The 19,418-nt window shown below is 28.9% G+C and carries 16 protein-coding genes; 7 read left to right on the forward strand and 9 right to left on the reverse strand.

The window, feature by feature from the left end; translation table 11 throughout:
* Positions 1–247: 247 nt before the first annotated feature.
* From HW119_RS11975 to HW119_RS11990, 4 genes are all read left to right on the forward strand, one after another.
* A complete protein-coding gene (locus tag HW119_RS11975; protein WP_177764707.1) occupies positions 248–811 on the forward strand; it encodes a hypothetical protein in 564 nt (187 codons plus the stop codon).
* A 418-nt stretch (positions 812–1,229) separates the two neighbouring features.
* The gene (locus tag HW119_RS11980; protein WP_177764709.1) at positions 1,230–4,436 is read left to right on the forward strand and encodes an ADP-ribosyltransferase; all 3,207 of its coding nucleotides are present in this window, start codon (positions 1,230–1,232) and stop codon (positions 4,434–4,436) included.
* Between the two features lie 2 nt (positions 4,437–4,438).
* On the forward strand, positions 4,439–4,948 hold the full coding sequence (locus HW119_RS11985) for a hypothetical protein (RefSeq protein WP_177764711.1): 510 nt from the start codon (positions 4,439–4,441) through the stop codon (positions 4,946–4,948).
* 710 nt (positions 4,949–5,658) lie between these two features.
* On the forward strand, positions 5,659–6,225 hold the full coding sequence (locus HW119_RS11990; protein ID WP_177764713.1) for a PD-(D/E)XK nuclease family protein: 567 nt from the start codon (positions 5,659–5,661) through the stop codon (positions 6,223–6,225).
* Between the two features lie 39 nt (positions 6,226–6,264).
* Here HW119_RS11990 and HW119_RS11995 read toward each other — a convergent pair whose 3' ends face one another.
* The 8 genes from HW119_RS11995 to HW119_RS12030 all read right to left on the reverse strand — a co-directional run bounded on the left by HW119_RS11995 (position 6,265) and on the right by HW119_RS12030 (position 15,807).
* Positions 6,265–7,227 carry a hypothetical protein gene (locus tag HW119_RS11995; RefSeq protein ID WP_177764715.1) on the reverse strand — a complete coding sequence of 321 codons (963 nt, stop codon included), beginning with the start codon at positions 7,225–7,227 and terminating at the stop codon, positions 6,265–6,267.
* 49 nt (positions 7,228–7,276) lie between these two features.
* Complete coding sequence (locus tag HW119_RS12000; protein ID WP_177764717.1) at positions 7,277–7,819, reverse strand: C40 family peptidase; 543 nt, start codon at positions 7,817–7,819, stop codon at positions 7,277–7,279.
* A gap of 35 nt (positions 7,820–7,854) precedes the next feature.
* The gene (locus tag HW119_RS12005) at positions 7,855–9,726 is read right to left on the reverse strand and encodes a DUF349 domain-containing protein (RefSeq protein ID WP_177764719.1); all 1,872 of its coding nucleotides are present in this window, start codon (positions 9,724–9,726) and stop codon (positions 7,855–7,857) included.
* Positions 9,727–9,825: 99 nt separating this feature from the next.
* A complete protein-coding gene (locus HW119_RS12010) occupies positions 9,826–10,554 on the reverse strand; it encodes a shikimate dehydrogenase family protein (protein ID WP_177764721.1) in 729 nt (242 codons plus the stop codon).
* Between the two features lie 42 nt (positions 10,555–10,596).
* Positions 10,597–11,991 (reverse strand): tetratricopeptide repeat protein, encoded by a 1,395-nt coding sequence (locus HW119_RS12015; protein ID WP_177764723.1) that lies wholly within the window; start codon positions 11,989–11,991, stop codon positions 10,597–10,599.
* Between the two features lie 89 nt (positions 11,992–12,080).
* Positions 12,081–13,268 (reverse strand): aspartate aminotransferase family protein, encoded by a 1,188-nt coding sequence (locus HW119_RS12020; RefSeq protein WP_177764725.1) that lies wholly within the window; start codon positions 13,266–13,268, stop codon positions 12,081–12,083.
* A gap of 2 nt (positions 13,269–13,270) precedes the next feature.
* Positions 13,271–14,938: an OstA-like protein gene (locus HW119_RS12025; protein WP_177764727.1), complete on the reverse strand. Its 1,668-nt coding sequence runs from the start codon at positions 14,936–14,938 to the stop codon at positions 13,271–13,273.
* A 98-nt stretch (positions 14,939–15,036) separates the two neighbouring features.
* Positions 15,037–15,807, reverse strand: a complete 771-nt coding sequence (locus HW119_RS12030) for a sulfite exporter TauE/SafE family protein (protein WP_177764729.1) — start codon at positions 15,805–15,807, stop codon at positions 15,037–15,039.
* Between the two features lie 104 nt (positions 15,808–15,911).
* Between HW119_RS12030 and HW119_RS12035 the strand changes: the two genes are divergently transcribed.
* The 3 genes from HW119_RS12035 to HW119_RS12045 are packed head-to-tail and all read left to right on the forward strand — an operon-like array spanning position 15,912 to position 17,300.
* Positions 15,912–16,679 carry a hypothetical protein gene (locus tag HW119_RS12035; protein ID WP_177764731.1) on the forward strand — a complete coding sequence of 256 codons (768 nt, stop codon included), beginning with the start codon at positions 15,912–15,914 and terminating at the stop codon, positions 16,677–16,679.
* Positions 16,680–16,698: 19 nt separating this feature from the next.
* Entirely contained in the window at positions 16,699–17,097 is a 399-nt protein-coding gene (locus HW119_RS12040) for a hypothetical protein (RefSeq protein ID WP_177764733.1), read from the forward strand.
* A gap of 59 nt (positions 17,098–17,156) precedes the next feature.
* Positions 17,157–17,300: a hypothetical protein gene (locus HW119_RS12045; protein ID WP_177764735.1), complete on the forward strand. Its 144-nt coding sequence runs from the start codon at positions 17,157–17,159 to the stop codon at positions 17,298–17,300.
* A gap of 25 nt (positions 17,301–17,325) precedes the next feature.
* Here the strand turns inward: HW119_RS12045 and uvrB are convergent, their stop codons facing one another.
* Positions 17,326–19,329 (reverse strand): excinuclease ABC subunit UvrB, encoded by a 2,004-nt coding sequence (gene uvrB, locus HW119_RS12050; protein ID WP_177764737.1) that lies wholly within the window; start codon positions 19,327–19,329, stop codon positions 17,326–17,328.
* Between the last annotated feature and the right edge of the window lie 89 nt (positions 19,330–19,418).

The following is a 19,418-nucleotide window of genomic DNA, read 5'->3' on the forward strand; positions in this document are numbered from 1 at the left end:
GAATACTTTAACCTTAAAATCTCTGCATTATGATATTCCCTACGATAAAAGAGAAGAATTTGTAAGTTATAGTTTAGAGTAAAGCTTTCTTGTCCACGCGGTTTTTCAATACATTCAAATTAAAAAAAACACAGATTTCTAATTTAAGAAGTCTGTGTTTTTTTTGTTAAAATAATGTAAATTAGTGTTTGGTTTTTAAAGAAAAAGAGTAATTTAAGTTCTGTATAATTTTAAAAACCAACCCATTATGGCAGAAAGTAAAAATAATATCGTAACCCACGGCTTGAGTGGAAAAGTTGGAGACATCTTAGTATTTAGCCAACGAAACGGAAAAACCATAGTGTCAAAAGCACCTAAAGAACGTAAAGGCGAAGCTTCTGAAAAGCAAAAAGAACAAATTACAAAATTTCAACAAGCAGTAATTTATGCAAAAACAGCTTTACAAGACCAAACTACTAAAGCATTATATACAGCAGTAGCAAAACCAGAAAAAGGCATTAGTGCCTATAACGTTGCAGTTGCAGATTTATTAAATGCACCAAAAATTGAAGAAATCGACCTGAGTAATTATAATGGTAACATCAACGATACAATTGTAGTTACCGCAATAGATGATTTTCAAGTGGCAGTTGTCAAAGTTATAATCAATAATGCAGATGGTAGTTTGGTAGAACAAGGCAATGCAACACTTCAAAGAACAAAATGGGTATATATTGCAACGGCAAACAATAGCGATTTAACAGGTGACAAAATCACCATTCAAGCAACAGATATTCCAGATAATTTATCCGAAAAAACAGAAACTATTTAGAACTAAAAACAAAACTCTTTTCGACGGAGAGATGACGGAACGACGACGGAGAAACTATATTTATAAAAAACACAAAAAAGCATTTTAAAATAACGTTTTAAGATGCTTTTTTTATTTTAAAATTTTCACACGTTCATTGACATAAACTATAAATTTCCCAATTAACAGCGCAAATGATATTACTGTAAATAATGGCGGTGACATTGTAGTTACTGGTCCAAACGGACAAACCGAAACCTTCCCTGGAGGAAAAGACACCGTAATTACCGATAGTGAAGGTAAAAACTATTATGTCGATGCAGATGGTAAAGTTTCTGGACCATTAGAAACTGCAAACGGAGGAAAACCAACCCCAGAAAACACCGATGGTGTAAACAAAAACGGCGAAGTAACCGAACTTACAGCCGAAGGCGTTCGTGTGGTTTTTGAAAAACATATCGATACACAATATGCTTTTGACCCAATAGCTTACAACAAAGAGCTAACAAGCGATTACAAAAAAGTGAATGATGCTTTTGTTACATTTAAAGCAGTACCAAACGGTTTGACCGATAAACTTTGGGCAAAAATAACCATCACAGGAACCGATGTTGTGGCAGACAGCATTTTCTTTAAAACCCAAAACGGAATAAAAGTAGATGCAGTAAAAGAAGGCGACCATTTTGTATTAACCTTAAAAGGCGCACAAAAATTTGCGTTAGAAGAAGTACAAGCAACCATAAAACAAGGCGATAAATACAAAATTGCCGGTGTGTTTACTATGGTTCACATTACGCCAAAAACGTTGAAATTAAATTTAATTCCAACAAAAGGCGTTTCTATTTCTGACGATAAGAAAGCGGAGATCAAAGCTATTTACAAACAATTAGCTATTGATGTTGATGTTTCTGTAGTTAATGAGTTTGATATAAATGATTTAATACAAGATACTCAGAAAAAAGTTATAGACACAGAAGATGCTTTTGGAGATTTATCAACTTACAGTAAAGAGCAAAACACAATCATCGATGCATTTAAAAATCATCCGAATAGAACAATTGAACAAGCTTATTATGTTTTTGTAACCGATAAAGCTTCAAGTACAGGGCAAAGTGGTTATATGAAACTAAACGGACAATTTGGTTTTGTGTTTGACCAAAATGCAACAACCATTGCACACGAATTAGCTCACGGCGCATTTAAGTTAGAACATCCGTTTAATAAATTTAAAAACAAAGGCGTAAACCAAGGAACGACTCAAAGTTTAATGGATTATCCGCCAACAACTGAATTCTTGTTTACCGATTGGAAACAAATAAACGACCCAGCCTTTAAATTATATGCGTTCCAAAGTCAGAGTGATGGGGAACATAATCCATTAGGTCATTTAGGAATTACTCCTAATGGAAAAATATTTGACCAATTCTTCTTAAATAATGATAGAATTAGTGTTACATATTTAATTTCTGCTAATTATACAATTAATTCAATTAAGTATGATAATATTACTTATGAATGGAATACAAGTAAAGATGCTTTTGTTAATGGAGAAGTAACTATTACTACTAAGAAAATTAAAGTAACAATAGATAATAAAGTTAATGTATATCAGTCTAGAAATAATGATAAATGTATCTATGATTATACTTTAATTGAATGGACATCTGAAAATGAGAAGGCTTCAAACACATCTGAATTAATAGAAAATAAATTAGAATCATCATCATTTACAGGTTGGTTGCCATCGCCTTATGATGTTAGAGATGTGTCGTGTAGTAATAATTTTTCTCAAGAAATATTATCAAGGGATAGACAACCCTGTTCTTTGGAAAATGTAACACAAGGTTTGGCTATTTTAGAAACAGCTCTGACAAAAACGGATGGCGAAAAAGTTGCAGAACTTGTAAATCAAGTTTGTTTAAGTGCATTGAGAGAACTAAATCATAATAAAAAAGAAGATTTAATTACAAAAATAGCTTCTCAAGATAGGTTAATAGAGGCTTCAGAATTAGCTATTCTGAGGTTAATGACAGCGATTGATTCTGAAAATTATCAGACCTTTTTTAAATTATTAGAACAAAATAACAACCAGTTATTAAAGCATTTAATAGCTGAAATCGATGATGTTTCAATTTATTTTTGGAAAGATAAAGAAAATTATGCCAATTTCATGGGAGCATTGGTTACTATGTTTAATAGTGCCAATAAAAACCTCGTAAATAATGGAGTTAATGTAAATGATTATGATAATTTCTCGGTTGTTCAAAATAGCTATCTATTACCAAAAAATAATGAAAAAATATTTAATATTTATTTTCAATATAACAGTCCTAAATTATATATTTCTCAAGGTGTATGGGAAGTAACTCAAAATTGTAAATGGACATCAGGTTTTGGAGATAGTAGTTATGAAGAATGTGAAACAACTCAAAAGATTGTAAGACAAGAGCCTGTATATCTTAAACCTTTTGATGTTACAGTAATTGCAAACGATTCTGATTTTAATTTAATCGAAGGATTACCAGGAGTAGACAAAGAAGTATCGGTTGTGCCAGCAATTTTACTTTACTATGCAAGTAGTAAAGGTGAAAATAATAATATAAAATCGTATGTTGAAAATACTTTAGATGTAGTAACTTTACTAGTACCAATATCAAAAGTAGTTACTGGTCCAAAATGGATTGCGAAAACGTTCACCTTTGTTGAAAAATGGGGTAAAGTAAATGCTGGTGCAAATTTAGCTATAAAAAATAGTCCATTAAATGAACAACCAGAGCTAAAAGGAGCGCTTGAAACATATAATAATGTAACAGCTATTGTAAATATAACTACACTAGCTGGAGGTGTTGGTAAAAATATCGTTGCAAGATTTTTTAAAGAGGCTGATAATCCTGTTGTAAAAAATTTAATAGTTGCAGAGGCTAGAAACGGTTCAGAGGATGCGCAAAAAATACTAGATGTAGAAGCCGAGCTAAAAGCTTATAGCAAAACCAAATTAGGTAAAGATTGGTGGAAGAGTGTTGTTAATACAATTTCTGAAATAGATATCGTAAAACTTTTAAAGAACGATGATTTTAAGAAAATTTATAATGATTTAAAAAATGGAGTAACACCAAGAAGATTTTTAAATGAATTAACGTTAGAGCAAGAAGCCGTATTTAAATTTTATACAAATACATCATATTATAAATTTAATCAAGCTCTAATTGCTAATAGTAAAGCGGATGATATTCTAGAAATAGAAAAATTATTAAACCAAGCATTAGACAAAATTCCTTCATCGCCTGGTACATATTATAGAGGAATTGGTAAAGATGAAATAGCTAAATTAGCTAAATTAAAAATTGGAGAAGATGTTTCGTATAACAATTTTATATCGACTTCAAGTGAAAGAGAAAAAGCCTTAGAGTTTTATTTCAACAATCTTGATAAAACAGGAGAAGGAGCCATGATAGAAATTATTTCTAAAAATGGAAAAAAAATTGATAAATTTTCTGATGCAACAGAGTGGGAAATTTTATTTAAAAGTAAAAGTAAATTTAAATTAAAAGGAGTTGATCCCAACTTTATTGAAAATTTAGATGATGTTGCAATAGATGGGGCAGTTCCAATTAAATTTAAATTATTTATTTTAGAAGAATTATAGATATGACCATAAATGATATTTTATCAGGATATAATAAAAATAATTTCAATGAAATTGGAGGTGAAAAATCCTTTTTATGGTTTCTTGAGAGTATTGAAAGATGGAATTCTCTTAGTAAAAACGAGAAGTTGGAGTATAGACGTAAGGATATGTTATATACTGAAAAACATTTTAATAATGATTTAATACAAGAAAAAAAATATACATATCTGAAACTTGTATATGAAATACATTTGTCTTTCAAAAATATTTTAGATAATATACATTTTAATAAAAACTTTCATATTGATAGCCAGTATTTATTTAGGTTGTATTCTATGTTTTTCTGTGAAATTGAATTTTTATGTATGTATAAAGATTTAAAAAAAATAGGACATATTCCAGTTTTTATTTTAGAACCGTTAATCGAACAAGTGAAAGACACAGAAGAATATAAAAAATATAAATTAGGTGAGCTTTTAGAAACATATAAAAAAATGTATAGTTTATTTTTAGAAAAACCTTATGAATAGATTTAAATTTAATTGTGAATATGACCCGATCGCGCGGATTTAACTTTGTTCAGTCGGTTAAAGCCTCGAGTGCAATCCGTGCTTACATTAAACTTTGTAAGTTTTTAAACCATAGATATTAAAAAACACAGACTTCCATTCAAAGAAGTCTGTGTTTTTTTTGTGCAAAAGGGATGGCAGCTTTGTTTGAGCTCTTTTACAAATGTAAATTTGTAAAAAGCGAGTGCGTACAGCCCGGTCAGGAACGCAGTGGATGGTTTGCCCAGATAAAAGAAAAAGAACATCATTTTTTCGTGGACGCCCCGTCATTTAAACGCCACCGATTTATTGGTTCAAAATCAACCAGCATTTTTGTAACTCCATATTAAAGGAAGCAAAATTATGACATGAAGATCATAGATTTTTTATGATACATCCTGTCTTAATTTGATATATGATATTAATAGTGTCAATTGTATAAAGTTTAGTTTATTTTATATTTTTTTGTAAGATTGGATAGACTAACTAAATTTACATTTAATAAATGAAAATTTAACTAAACATCAGGGTAAACCCTTAATGCTTTTTTTTTTGTTTCTTTTACATTTACTGTATCTATTACACATTTTTATTACAGTAAGAAAAGTTGTCAAATGATTTATTATTAGGCAACTTTTCTTTAAAAATTATAAACCACAAAAAAAAACTTAACCAAAAACTAAAAAACAATTATGTCAATTTCTTTACCCCAATTTTTTAATTATGAAGAAAACAAAGTAGATAACGGATATGAAGCTATTCATGATTTTTTCTTGAGCTGGACTTTGCGTTGTGCTGTTGATCAGTATGCAATGGTTGATGAAAAAGTTCAAAATTATGCCAAGCAAATTCTTCTGTATTTACTTTTTAAAGATGCGTTTAGATCATGTAAAATAGACTGTGTCAAGACCAAAAAGCAACTTGGATATATTGACTTATTAGTAGAAATAACAGTTTTAAACAAAAAAAATGAAATTGAAAATTATGTTTTGAATATTGAAAATAAATGGTATTCTAGCGTTGCTGCTTCTCAGTTAGAAAAATATTCTAGGGTTTTATCTGATGTTTATAGTAATTCAAATAACAAAATTATTTCTGTTGTGTTGTTTCCTGATTTTACTAAACTTGAAGAAAACAGAGAAGTTTGTGAAACCTTTGGTTACCGAATAGAAACTTTTGAGGATTTAAAAACCTTAATTGAGAATGAACCATTTACAGGTAATGATTTATTTGATGAATTTTGGTTCAAATTTTATTAGACAGAACCGTTTGGTAATCATAATTTAATTACGTTTTGTTTATAATTTAAGTTTAAATCGTAAATCAAATCCATATACAGATTCAAAAATATTTTGAGTCTTTGAATCTGTAATTTTTATAAATGTTGGTTTGTAGAAAATACCAACATTTAATATTCCAATTATTTGATAAGATGCTCTAGTAGAAACACCCAGATGAAATTGATTACTATTTTGTGATAAATATGAATCTATTTGTTTATTTTTAGAATAAATTTTTAAATGACTAAAAGAAGTGTTTAATCCGTATCCAAACTCAAAATATTTATAACGATAATTATCAGTAAACACTAAACTATAAATATAAAATCTATCTTGAATACTAATTGAAGAAATTAAAATATCGAATGCATTTGTTTTTACGGAAAATTCTAAATTTAAAAATTTTTTATCCCTATAATAATAATCTAAACCTAATCCAGTTCCAAGAAGACCAGAAGCTTTATATCTATTCTTATTTTCAGTTCCCATATTAAACCAATGAGGTGAAGGTAAATTTATGTTTAATATAAAATCTCCCTTTGTTCTCTTAAATTTAGTTTGTCTTAAACTGTCTTTTTCTATTCGTTTTTTTAAAGCTAAATTAATTTCACTATTGTTTAAATCTAATTCGATTTTTGATGGATAATTGAATTTTCTATTCCCAGAATAATCGACAATATAAGCTACTGGAGAAAATAATAATCCACCAATATTAGCGTATTTATATTTTGAATCAAGTGAATAAGGAATCTCAATTGGTGTTTTTATTGAATCTGTAATAAGTTCTAATTTTAGATTTTCTCGTTTTCTTTTTGCTGAAATTTGAGTGGGTAGGTTTAGAACCGTATCCTTATAAATAATTTTCGCATCTTTATATTTAGATGTTACAGTTATTTTTTTTTCATCTTTGTTAAAAACTGTAGCACAAGAGTTAAGTGATATTATCGAAATAAAAATGATAAAAATGTTTATATATCTCATTTTTTTAATCTAAAATTTATTTAATAAGACTAAATATACAAAATAAATTTTAAAGAATACTTCCGCTTTTAACAAAGTATTTCGAATACCAACTCTCTTCTAGATTTGAAATGATTACTCCTTTTTTGCTAGAAACATGCACAAATCTATTGTTATGTAAATAAATTCCGACATGATCAATTTTTCCACCACCAAAAGCAAAAAAAACTAAATCTCCTTCTTTGAGTTTGTCTTGTTTTTTTGATTTTATTTGATCAGCCATTTCTCGCGAAGTGCGAGGAAGTTTTTCGTTATAAATTTCTGTATAAACGTTACTAACAAATCCTGAACAATCAATTCCAGATTTTGTTGTTCCACCCATTTTATGTGGTGTTCCTAACCAATTGTCAATATAAAAATACAGTTTTTCGTTTTTTAAATCTTTTTTTTCAATATTCATAAATTTTGCAAAATCATCTAAACTATTTTTCTTAGATTTTAAAACATAATTTGAACTAGAAGTATTTTTGGTAGCTGTTGCGTTTTTTTTAGAAACACAACTACTCAAAAGTATTAATAAAACAAATATTTTTATAAAGTTTGATATTTTCATACAGCAAAAAAAACCGGCATAAAACCGGTTTGTGTTTATAAAATTTCTTTTAATTGATTCAATTTATCTTTCCAGATGTTTAATTCATCTCTGTGCTTTTCGATATTTTTGTTTATTTCCTTAATAAAAGGATTGTCTGATTTCGCATTTGAGATAAACTGCATGTTGTTTTCAAGCTGGAAAATTTCAGAAGTGATTTCCTCAATTTTACGTTGAACAAATGTAATTTCATTTTGCAACTTTCGCTTATCACCAGATTCAACCATTTGCTCTAAACGATTGTTGTATTTTACCAATTCTGTTTCCTTTTTAGAAAGGCTTAATTTGTCAAACAAAGCATCTAAAATCTTATTGAATTTGCCTTCAATATGTCTTCGAACTTGAGGAACTGAACCAATAGCTTTCCAATTTTCGATATGTTGTTTGATCGCATCTAAATCTGTTTTGTGATTTCCAACCAATTGAAAATCTTTTAAATCTTCTAAATATGCTTTTTTCTTATCGAAATTTTCCATTTCTTCCGAAATGTTTTTGTTTCTTTCTTGATGTAAACGATCAAAATAATGATTACATGCTTCTTTGAACTCTTTCCAAAGTTTGTCAGAATATTTTTTTGGAACGTGTCCAATTTTTTTCCAATCTTCTTGAACTTGTTTCATAATTGGCGTTACTCGATCAAAATCATTACTTGTATTTAATGATTTTGCTTTTTCAATCAATGCCATTTTTAGATTCAAGTTTTCTTGTTGGTCACGTTTTATATCTTTATAAAAAGCATTTTTTTGAACATTGAATAGGCGAGTTGCTTCTTTAAAAGCATCCCAAGTTTGCTCGTTATGTTCAGTAGGCACTTTTCCAGTTTTGAAAAATTTAGCTCTTAATTCCTCAACTTTAGCAATAGCATCCTGCCATTGATTGTGCGATTTTGAGTTGTTTTTTGCTAAATCGTTTAATTGTGCTATAAACTCAACCTTTATGTTTAAATTCTGTTCTTCTTTTAAACGTAATTCTACATAAATTGCTTCGCGTTTGTCATGTAATTGTTTGGTTATATCACTAAATTCATTCCAAATTAAATCTCTGTGTTCTTTTGAAACTGGACCAATTTGTTCTTTCCAAATTCGGTGATAAATTTGCAATTCTTTGAATGCTTTATGAATATCGTTTTGTTCTAATAATTTTTTAGCTGATTCAATTAAATTTTGTTTTTTCTCAAGATTTTGTTTGAAATCCCAATCGCGGGCTTCACGATCTAAATGTAATTGATCGTAAAAACGTTCCATGTAAAAATGATAATTATTCCAAACATGGTTGTAATTATCTCGCGGTATCGCACCAGCTTTTCCCCAACGTTCTCTAATATTTTGAACATCTTTTAAAGCTGTTGAAATATTATCTGTGTTATCAATCAAGTTTTTTAATTCTTCAATTAAAGCTTTTCGATTCGCTAAATTGTTTTTTAAATTATCTTGAATAGATTGAAAATACTTGTTTTTCTTATTTCTATATGTATTGAAAATAGCATCAAAATTATTTTTTACAACTGAATTGTATTCGAAATCTAATATGGTATTTTCAGCGTTCTCATCAAGAAAAGTTTGTTTTTTTTCTTCAATGAAAATATAATATTTATTAGAAAATACTTTTTTAATTTGTTCAACGTGATCGCGAATCGTCATAACATTATAATTAGTAACTAATTTGTCCAATTCAGTAACTAATTCTTCAAGCGAAAGTGTTTCGTAATCTTTTGTAGGAATATCTACATGTTCTATACTTTCTTCATTTTCATGATCTTCAGCATTTGATTCATTGATTGACTCAATGGCATCTAGATTTTGAACATTACTTTGTTCGTTTTCACTTCCGTCTGTGTTTAACAGGTTATCATTTCTTTCTTCTAACATTGTTTAAATGCTTAAGTTTAACATTATTTTTTTGAAAGATAATAAATCAAATTTTATTATCAAAGGAAACAGTTCATTTATGTTAATTTTTATTAAAATTTAGCTATTCCAAATTTCCCAAGCCTTTTCAGCTTGAAATACTAACATTTCGAATCCGTTTATTGTGATTGCTTTTTTTTCTTTTGCTTTTTGTAAGAACTTAGTTTCTCCTGGATTATAAATCAAATCATAGGCAATGTGATTTTCCGTAAAATAGGAGTAGGGAATATCTGGTGAGTTTTCAACATCTGGGAAAGTTCCGATTGGTGTTGTATTGATGATAATTGTCGCTTCTTCAAATGTTTTTTTTGAAATTTCGTTATATGAAATTTCATTCACCTTTGGATTTCTAGACACAAAAAGATATTCGATATTTAGTTTTTTTAGAGCAAATGCAACTGCTTTACTTGCGCCACCTGTACCTAAAATTAAAGCTTTTTTATGATGTGTTTTTAAAAGAGGTTTCAAAGATTTATAAAAACCATAAAAATCGGTATTGAATCCTTCTAAGGTTCCATCTGTATGAATTTTGATGGTGTTTACTGCTCCAATTTCTTGAGCATCGTTATCCAGTTTATCCAAAAAAGGAATTATTGACTCTTTATATGGAATTGTAACATTGTATCCTTGATTTTGTTTTTCAAAAACCAGTTTGATATCTTCAATTTTAGGAATGTCAAAATTTATATAATTACAATCGTTTATTTTTTCTGATTCGAATTTTGTATTGAAATAATTTCTCGAAAAAGAATAATCGATGTTTTTTCCTATTAAGCCAAATATTTTCATTTTAATTAGAAATGGTTATACTTTTTTTGTATAACCATTAATTTAGTTTTTATGTTTTTGAATATGTTCTTGTACCAATGGATTTATCCAAACACTTGGAAAATTTTCTTCAAGTATTGTGTGATTTTTAAAGTTTAAATGTAAAGCATTTGTTAAGTGATAAAATGCTTTTTCATTTTGTTCTTCAATAAAATATAAACCAGCTAAACGATATTCAATTTCAAACTCGTCGTTATGAATTTCAGAAGCTTCTAAAAGTTTTTGTATTGCTGCTTCAAATTCACCTAAAATTTGTAAAGTGTCTGCCCAAAATAACCAGGTGTCTAAAAACAAATCGCCTAATTCAACTGCTTTTGAATATCCATGAACAGCTTCTTCGAAGAAATTTAATTCTTTATTGATTACAGCAAATCTTCTCCAATATAATTTATTTTGTTCATCAATAGCAATTGCTTTGTTGACATAAAATAAGGCTTTCTGAAAGTTACCTAATTTGATATAAAAATCCGTGATTGCAATCCAACCTTTATCTAAAAGTGGATCTTCGTGAACTGTTTTTAAATAATATTTTAAAGCTTTTTGATTTTGATTTAAAGCTTCATAACAAGTTCCAATTCTTAGAAAAACATATGAAGATGCATCATCGATTTCCAACGTAATATTGTAACTTTCGATAGCTTTTTTATATTCTTTTAAATTTTCGTAAGCTTTACCTTTTTCTAAATGAGCTCCAATAAATTGTTCGTCAATAATGGTGGCAAAATCAAATGCTTGAACAGCTTTTTGATAATCCTTTATATTCATATATTGGCGACCAATTTGATGCCAAGCAACTTCGCTATAAGGTTGTTGATCAATAAATTCATTTAAGAATTTTATCGCTTGTGTTGGCTGATCTAAAAAATCATAGCAATACACAATATTGTACAAAGCACTTTGATCTTCATCGTCATTTTCTAAACATTTAATAAAATAATATTTAGCATTTTCTAATTCATCAATATACAAATATTCCATTCCAATCAAAGAATACACGTCAGCTAAATCATCCGTTAATCCGAGTGCGATATTCAGTGTATCAATGGCTTTTTTGTGTTCTCCTTTTTTTGAATAAATGCTTGCATGTTGAATGTAAGCTTCTTCATTTTTAGGATCTATTCTGTAAATTTCTTGAATTAGTTTTTCTGCAGCGTCAAGTCTATCATTAAAAACAAGCATTTCTATCTGAACTAATTTAAGTCCGATTGAGTTTGGATGTTGTTCTAAAGCTAATTTCAAAGCTTTTTTAGCTAAATTCAATTTACCTGAATCCATATAATGTAAGATGATATTTTCAAATTCTTCTGAATCAAAAAATAACACTTTATTAGTTTTAAGCATGGATTCAAATCTAGATAAAGATAAATTTAGATTTTCGTCTTCGTCGTTCATGAACATATTTTCTCTTTTAGCTTTTTTTAAATTTACAAAATAACAATAGCTTGACTTAGCATTTTAAATTGTTTTATAAACAAAATAATCAACAATTATAATTCTTGTTGTACTTCGTTTAAAGCTTCGATAATCATATCGCAACCTAATTTTATTTCTTCTTCACTTATGGTTAATGGTGGTGTGATACGAATCGCTTTTCCTTCAAACATCAACCAAAATAAAATCAATCCTTTTTCTTTACATTTCAGTATGACCTGGTTTGTAATTTCATCAGACGGAGTCATAACTGCCAACATCAATCCTAAACCATGAATATCGGTTATTAATGGATGAATTAAATGTTTACGAAATAATTGTTCTTTTACTAAAGTTTGCGCCATTAAATCGGTTTCTAACAATTCTTTTAAAGTTGTTAAACTTGCTGCGGCAATTACAGGATGTCCTCCAAAAGTTGTAATATGTCCACATTTAGGATCGTGAGCTAACAAATCCATGTGTTTTTCGTTAGCAGTAAAAGCTCCAACAGGCATTCCGCTAGCCATTCCTTTTCCCATAACCAAAATATCAGGAACCATATCGTAGTTTTGAAATCCGAAAAGTTTTCCGGTTCTACCAAATCCAGGTTGAATTTCATCTAGAATCAATAAAGTTCCGGTTTCGTCACATTTTGCACGAACTTTCTTTAAGAAATCATTTTTAGGCGTAATAAATCCGGCACTTCCTTGAATGGTTTCTAAAATGATTCCGGCAGTTTTTGTTGTAATTTTATCTAAATCAGCTTCGTTATTAAATGTAATAAAATCTACATTCGGAAGCAACGGACGAAAAGCACCTTTGCGTTCTTCGTTTCCTAAAACACTCATTGAGCCTTGCGTATTTCCGTGGTAAGCGTTAACGCACGAAATAATTTGACTGCGACCAGTAACTCGTTTTGCAAGTTTCATAGCACCTTCAACGGCTTCAGTTCCTGAATTAACTAAGTAAGTTTTATTTAATGAACTCGGTAAATTTTCTGCTAATAATTTACAGAATTCCACCGCAGGTTTTTGGATATATTCTCCATAAACCATAACATGCATATATTTATTTATTTGCTCTGTAATGGCATTTAAAACCTTAGGATTACTGTGGCCTAAAGTACAAGCAGAAACACCAGCTACAAAGTCTAAATGTTTTTTACCATCGGTGCTATATATATAACTTCCTTTTGCGTGAGATATTTCGACTTCTAACGGATATAAAGTTGTCTGAGCTTGATATTTAAAAAAATCTTGCTTCATTGTTATTTAACTTTTTTAATAATATTCTTTTTACCTTTTGATTTGAAATTTTTAGTTTCTTTTTGTATCTCAATTGGTTTTTCGGCATTTTCTTGTTGAACTTCGGCTTTTTCTTGAATTACAATTTCTGCATCGAGCTCATCTGGAGGAAAAATTTCTTCAGCCGAATTTATTTTTTCATCACCACGCCAATTAAAACCTCGGAGTTTTCGAATGCTCTCTGGGAATTCTTCTGGTGGATAAGTCATAGCTTCAGGATTGACGAATCGAGTTGCAGACGTGATTTTATTATCTTCTAATTCTAAATGAATTTTACTACAAATGCCTTTGTCTATTCCGCTTAATTCATCGTCCTCATCGTATAAATAATAAATCATTTCAGAGTTTTGAACTAAATCTATTTCAGAGATTTTATTATCTCTGAACTTTCCGTACAGATTAATCCCTTTTGCTTGATTATAACCTGTGCCAAGTGTATCTCGTTCAATTACAAACGCATCGGTTAAAACTTTTAATGAATCTAATTTTTCGGTTTCAGGATTATTAAGAATTTGAATCAATTTTCCTGTAATTTGACTTTCGCCTTTAAATATAATTGGATTACCAAATAATTCAGTTAATCCAATCTTTTGAGTCATATGTAAAGAATCTCCTTTTGCACTAAAATCGGGTGTTCTAAACATTCTTGCATTTTTGAAACCACTAATTTGTCGTTCTTTATCAGGTCCTGTAATTATGATGTTTTTTGCATAGAAATAAACAGAATCGGTTTCAACTAAACTTTTTACAAGTGGTTTTTTTGTAATGTAAATAGAATCTTTATCTTGAAAAACTTCAGCAAAATGACTCGTCATGATCATCTTGTTTTTTGGATCAGTAACTTTTACATTGTTCACTAATTTTGAATATGATTTTTTCTGATCATAATAAATTTCATCACCTTCAATTCGTTTTTCATCATGAAGGATGTATGAATTTTTGATTAATTTACCAACATCATTTTGGGTGTCATAAAAACCGTTCTCAGTATAAATAAAATCTTCTTTTCCTGTAATTGTTGAGGGTCCAAATAAATAAGCATGTCCAGAAACTTCATAAAAATCTAAATGATCAGTCTCAATAACATTTTCAGGATTAGTCAAAACTACTTTTTCTCTAAATTCATAACGTTGATCTGTTGTGAAATATTTTCCAACTTTACTTTTCAACGTATTTTGTTTATTAACAATAGTTCCGTGATTGTTGTAATAGGCAACACCATTTATTTTGTCATAATAAACAGTTTCAGAAGTCAACGAAGATTCAGGAGAACGCATAACTACGTTTCCTTGTGCAAAAGCAACACCGTCTTTTCCGTTATATTCTGCATATTTACTATCTAAAGAAAGTGTATCATTTTGAATCAAATGTACATTCCCAAACAGTTTGATATAATTTTCAGCCTGAAAAAGATATGCTTTGTTGCAATAAATATATAAACTGTCGTGCTGAGCTTCGATGTTTCCAGTTAGAATAATTGCTCCTGGAATTTCGTTTTGATCCGCATTTGTAAAATCTGCATGAATAATTTCAATTTTTTTTCCTTTGTTTACAGGAGTTTGATTCTGAGCGAATAAAGAAATATATCCACTAAATAGTAAAAATATATAAGCTAAAAATAGTTTTTTCAAGGTTGTCAAAATTTCTTCAAAATTACAGAAAAAAATGGGATTAATTTTTCATTAAGAAGAATTTATACTTATAATGTAGAAGTTTGTTTTTTTTATTATTAAAAAGTTTGATAAATGTCATATCCAAAACGTAAAATAGATAAAAAAATTACGAATATCAAAAAGCTTCTAACAATAGAATTTCCTTTTTTGATTGCAAATTTTGAACCAACATATCCACCAAATCCGTTAGAAATTGCCATTGGAATTGCAATTGCCCAAATCACTTTTCCTTTGATTAAGAATAAACAAATCGAACCGAAATTGGTTGCTAAATTTACTAATTTGGCATGTGTATTGGCGCTCAAGAAATCCATTTTTAAAAAAGTAACAAAGCAAACCATAAAAAAAGTTCCTGTTCCTGGACCAATAAAACCGTCATATAACCCAACAATAAAACAAATTAGAATGGAATAAAAAATCAATTTCTTTTTCTCAATTGTTTGTGCAGTCGCTAATCCAAAATCCTTTTTTAGAAATGTAAAAATTCCCATTCCGATTAAGATGAAAAGCAACAACGGTTTCATGAAATCATTATTTATTATGGTCAGAAAATACGAACCTAAATATGCCGAAAAAAAAGCAACAATTGCCATCAAAACAAATAGTTTCCAATGAACTTTAACTTTTTTTAGATATTGAGTAAGTGCAATTGCAGTTCCCGAAAATGCGGGTATTTTTAAACTTCCAATTACAGTTGCAACCGGAATTTGTGGTAATAAACTTAGAGATAAAGGTGTTTGAATCAATCCACCACCACCAACTATTGAATCAACAAAACCTGCGATGAACGCAATCAAGCATAAAATCGCAATTATATCAAATGTCATAATAATAAAAATGCAAATTTACAGCATCGTTTGGATTTACTTTTGAATTTATGGTTAAAGTTTGTACTTATTTCGTATTTTAGTTTTTTTAAATCAATTTGAAAATGAATTTATTAAAAACTGTAATTAGTTTGGTTGCTTTTGGATTTTTATTTTCTTGTTCAGAAGAAATTTCAATAACAAATGAAAATCAAGAAAAATCTTCTTATTTAAAGAAAACTCCTTCGCAATGGGATGAAAATGATTTATATCAAGTTCATTATTATCAGATTGGTAATCTGAAAAAAGTGGAAAATTTAGATTCTTTTAAACTGAATGAAGGTTTATTGATTGAAACTATTTCTGGAAAAGAATATGAATCGGCAAATCAAGAAAAAAACAGATATTATTTGAAAGATACTTTGGCTTTAATCAAAATTAAAAATTCAATTAAAATTGGTAAAACGGTTTTAACAGATAAATCTGCAACAGACGGAAGTTCTGAATTTTACAATTATTTGGGGTATTTTCCGATAATGAATCAATATTTAATTCGAGGAGAATATTTAGATAGTTTAGATTATAAAATGATAGATAAAAATTCGGGCGAAATTAAATATTCATTTATAGATTATCCGATTATTTCACAGAACGGAAATTTTGTTACAGTTTGCAAAACAAATGAATTTGAAAATAAAACGTATTTTGAAATTTATAATTATTCAAACGGTTTTTATAAAAATGCTTTTAAAGCAATTTTTACGAATTGGCAGGTTGTTGATTTTGAAAAATATGCTTTTTGGGGAAATGATGGAAGTTTTTATTTGAAAATTGACCGAATGAATGCGGATGATTCAAGTGATGAAACTTTTTTGAGAATTACTTTAAATTAGGAAATATAAAATATTAAAAATGAGAAAAATAGTACTTTTAAGTTTGTTTATAAGTTTGACATTATTCGGTTGTAGTAATTCTGATGATAAAGCTGAAAATTGTTTGGATTTCAAACATGCATTTATCACTACTGTGTACTCAGAACAAATGTCAATTAATAAGAATGAAGATTTACCAATTGATTTGAGTTTTTTTATTGAAAATTCTTGTGGTTCATTCTACAGTTTTGAAGTAGAGCGCAATGATAAAGTTTATAATATTAGAGTGAAAGCAAAATATGAAGGTTGTCAATGTAATGAAATAGCTGGAAATCTTCAAGAAACGTATTTCTTTAGATCTGCTGAAGCTGGTGTTTATACTTTAAATTTTTATACTTCTAATTCTGAATATATAACTAAAATAATTTATGTAGAATAACAATTAATCTGTATTGTATTTTTTATAAATTCATTAAATTTGATAAAAATTATAAAGAAATGGAATTCGTATTTTTAACTTTGGCTGTCGTTGTAGTTGTTATGTTTGCTTACAGAGCATTAACTCGTAAAAAGAAAGAAAGAGAGTATTTTCCTGATGATTTCAATGCTGATGGAACTGAAAAGAAGTATGATAAAAAATAACGATCTCAATTGAGATCGTTATTTTTTATTTTTCAAGAGCATTTTGTAAGTCTTTGATTTGATCTCTCAATTTAGCAGCTTGCATAAAATCCAAATCTTTTGCTGCTTTTTCCATAGCTTTACGTTTTTCACGAATCGCTTTTTCAATGTCTTTATTGTTGTCGTAAAGTATTGCAGGTTCTGCAGCTAAATTTTGATTATCATCTTGATTGTAATTTGAAGCTTTTCCAGAAATAGCTCGACTCATACTATCATCAATCTTTTTATTTAATGCTTTAGGAACTAAATTGTTTTTTTCGTTGTAAGTTATTTGTTTGCCTCTACGATAATTGGTTTCATCAATTGTTTTTTGCATGCTTGCCGTAATTTTATCAGCATACATAATAGCTTTTCCATTTACGTTTCGAGCTGCACGACCAACAGTTTGTGTTAAAGAACGTGCGCTACGTAAAAAACCTTCTTTATCTGCATCTAAAATAGCAACTAAAGAAACTTCTGGTAAATCTAAACCTTCTCTAAGTAAGTTAACTCCAATTAAAACATCGAAAATTCCTTTACGCAAATCTTGCATAATTTCAACACGTTCTAATGTATCTACATCTGAATGAATGTAACGACAACGAATTCCAACTTTTGTGAAATATTTCGCTAATTCTTCGGCCATTCGTTTGGTTAAAGTTGTAACTAAAACACGTTCGTCAATTTCTACACGTTGATGAATTTCTTCAATTAAATCATCAATTTGATTTTCACTTGGTCTAACTTCAATGATTGGATCCAATAAACCAGTTGGACGAATGATTTGTTCCACATAAATACCTTCTGATTTTTGTAATTCATAATCGGCTGGAGTTGCAGAAACAAATATAACTTGATTTTGTAATGATTCAAATTCTTCAAATTTTAATGGACGGTTATCCATTGCAGCGGGTAATCGAAATCCATATTCGACTAAATTTTCTTTTCGAGAACGATCGCCACCATACATCGCATGAACTTGAGAAACTGTAACGTGACTTTCATCGATAATCATCAAATAATCTTTTGGAAAATAATCCAACAAACAGAAAGGACGCGTCCCAGGCAAACGTTGATCTAAATATCTCGAGTAGTTTTCGATTCCAGAACAATAACCCAATTCGCGAATCATTTCTAAATCAAAATTGGTACGTTCTTCCAAACGTTTTGCTTCTAGATGTTTTCCGATTTCTTTGAAATAGTCAACTTGTTTAACCATGTCTTGCTGAATTTCCCAAATTGCATTTTGTAAAACATCAGGTGAAGTAACAAACATGTTTGCTGGATAAATATTTAACATCGGAAAGCGTTCAATAACTTTCAACGTTTCTCTATCAAAACTTTCAATTTCTTCTATTTCATCACCAAAAAAATGAATTCGATATGGATCATCTGCATAACTAGGAAAAATTTCAACGGTATCACCTTTAATTCTAAAATTTCCGTGAGAAAATTCAGCTTCTGTTCTAGCATATAAACTTTGAACTAACTGATGTAATAATTTTGTTCTGGTAATTTCTTGATCTCTTTCTAAAGTGATTACATTTTTTTGAAATTCTACAGGATTTCCAATACCATATAAACATGAAACAGAAGCTACAACCAAAACATCTCTTCTTCCAGAAAGTAAAGAAGAGGTTGTGCTTAAACGCAGTTTTTCGAGTTCTTCGTTTATAGATAAATCTTTTTCGATATATGTTCCTGTAACTGGTAAATAAGCTTCAGGTTGATAATAATCGTAATAGGAAACGAAATATTCTACTGCGTTATCCGGGAAAAATTGCTTGAATTCAGAATACAATTGAGCTGCCAATGTTTTATTATGTGCTAAAACCAATGTTGGTCTTTGCACTTCTTGAATCACATTTGCAACTGTAAAAGTTTTACCAGAACCCGTAACTCCAAGTAAAGTTTGAAATTGTTCTTTATTGTCAATTCCGTTTACTAATTTTTCAATTGCAGCTGGCTGATCACCAGTTGGTTTATATTCTGATTTTAGTTGAAATCCCATATTTTTTTCTAATGTTCACAAAATTACAATTTGTTGTACAATAAAAAAAGTATTTCAAAAAATGGTTTATTCATTAAAATCTTAAAAAT

The organism is Flavobacterium sp. I3-2 (assembly GCF_013389595.1).
Classification (GTDB): domain Bacteria; phylum Bacteroidota; class Bacteroidia; order Flavobacteriales; family Flavobacteriaceae; genus Flavobacterium.

Bases quoted from the DNA above. Each gene is read 5' to 3' on its own strand.
- HW119_RS11975 (WP_177764707.1), top strand. From the start codon at position 248: ATGGCAGAAAGTAAAAATAATATCGTAACCCACGGCTTGAGTGGAAAA.
- HW119_RS11985 (WP_177764711.1), top strand. From the start codon at position 4,439: ATGACCATAAATGATATTTTATCAGGATATAATAAAAATAATTTCAAT.
- HW119_RS11990 (WP_177764713.1), top strand. From the start codon at position 5,659: ATGTCAATTTCTTTACCCCAATTTTTTAATTATGAAGAAAACAAAGTA.
- HW119_RS11995 (WP_177764715.1), bottom strand. From the start codon at position 7,227: ATGAGATATATAAACATTTTTATCATTTTTATTTCGATAATATCACTT.
- HW119_RS12000 (WP_177764717.1), bottom strand. From the start codon at position 7,819: ATGAAAATATCAAACTTTATAAAAATATTTGTTTTATTAATACTTTTG.
- HW119_RS12005 (WP_177764719.1), bottom strand. From the start codon at position 9,726: ATGTTAGAAGAAAGAAATGATAACCTGTTAAACACAGACGGAAGTGAA.
- HW119_RS12010 (WP_177764721.1), bottom strand. From the start codon at position 10,554: ATGAAAATATTTGGCTTAATAGGAAAAAACATCGATTATTCTTTTTCG.
- HW119_RS12015 (WP_177764723.1), bottom strand. From the start codon at position 11,991: ATGTTCATGAACGACGAAGACGAAAATCTAAATTTATCTTTATCTAGA.
- HW119_RS12020 (WP_177764725.1), bottom strand. From the start codon at position 13,268: ATGAAGCAAGATTTTTTTAAATATCAAGCTCAGACAACTTTATATCCG.
- HW119_RS12030 (WP_177764729.1), bottom strand. From the start codon at position 15,807: ATGACATTTGATATAATTGCGATTTTATGCTTGATTGCGTTCATCGCA.
- HW119_RS12035 (WP_177764731.1), top strand. From the start codon at position 15,912: ATGAATTTATTAAAAACTGTAATTAGTTTGGTTGCTTTTGGATTTTTA.
- HW119_RS12040 (WP_177764733.1), top strand. From the start codon at position 16,699: ATGAGAAAAATAGTACTTTTAAGTTTGTTTATAAGTTTGACATTATTC.
- HW119_RS12045 (WP_177764735.1), top strand. From the start codon at position 17,157: ATGGAATTCGTATTTTTAACTTTGGCTGTCGTTGTAGTTGTTATGTTT.
- uvrB (WP_177764737.1), bottom strand. From the start codon at position 19,329: ATGGGATTTCAACTAAAATCAGAATATAAACCAACTGGTGATCAGCCA.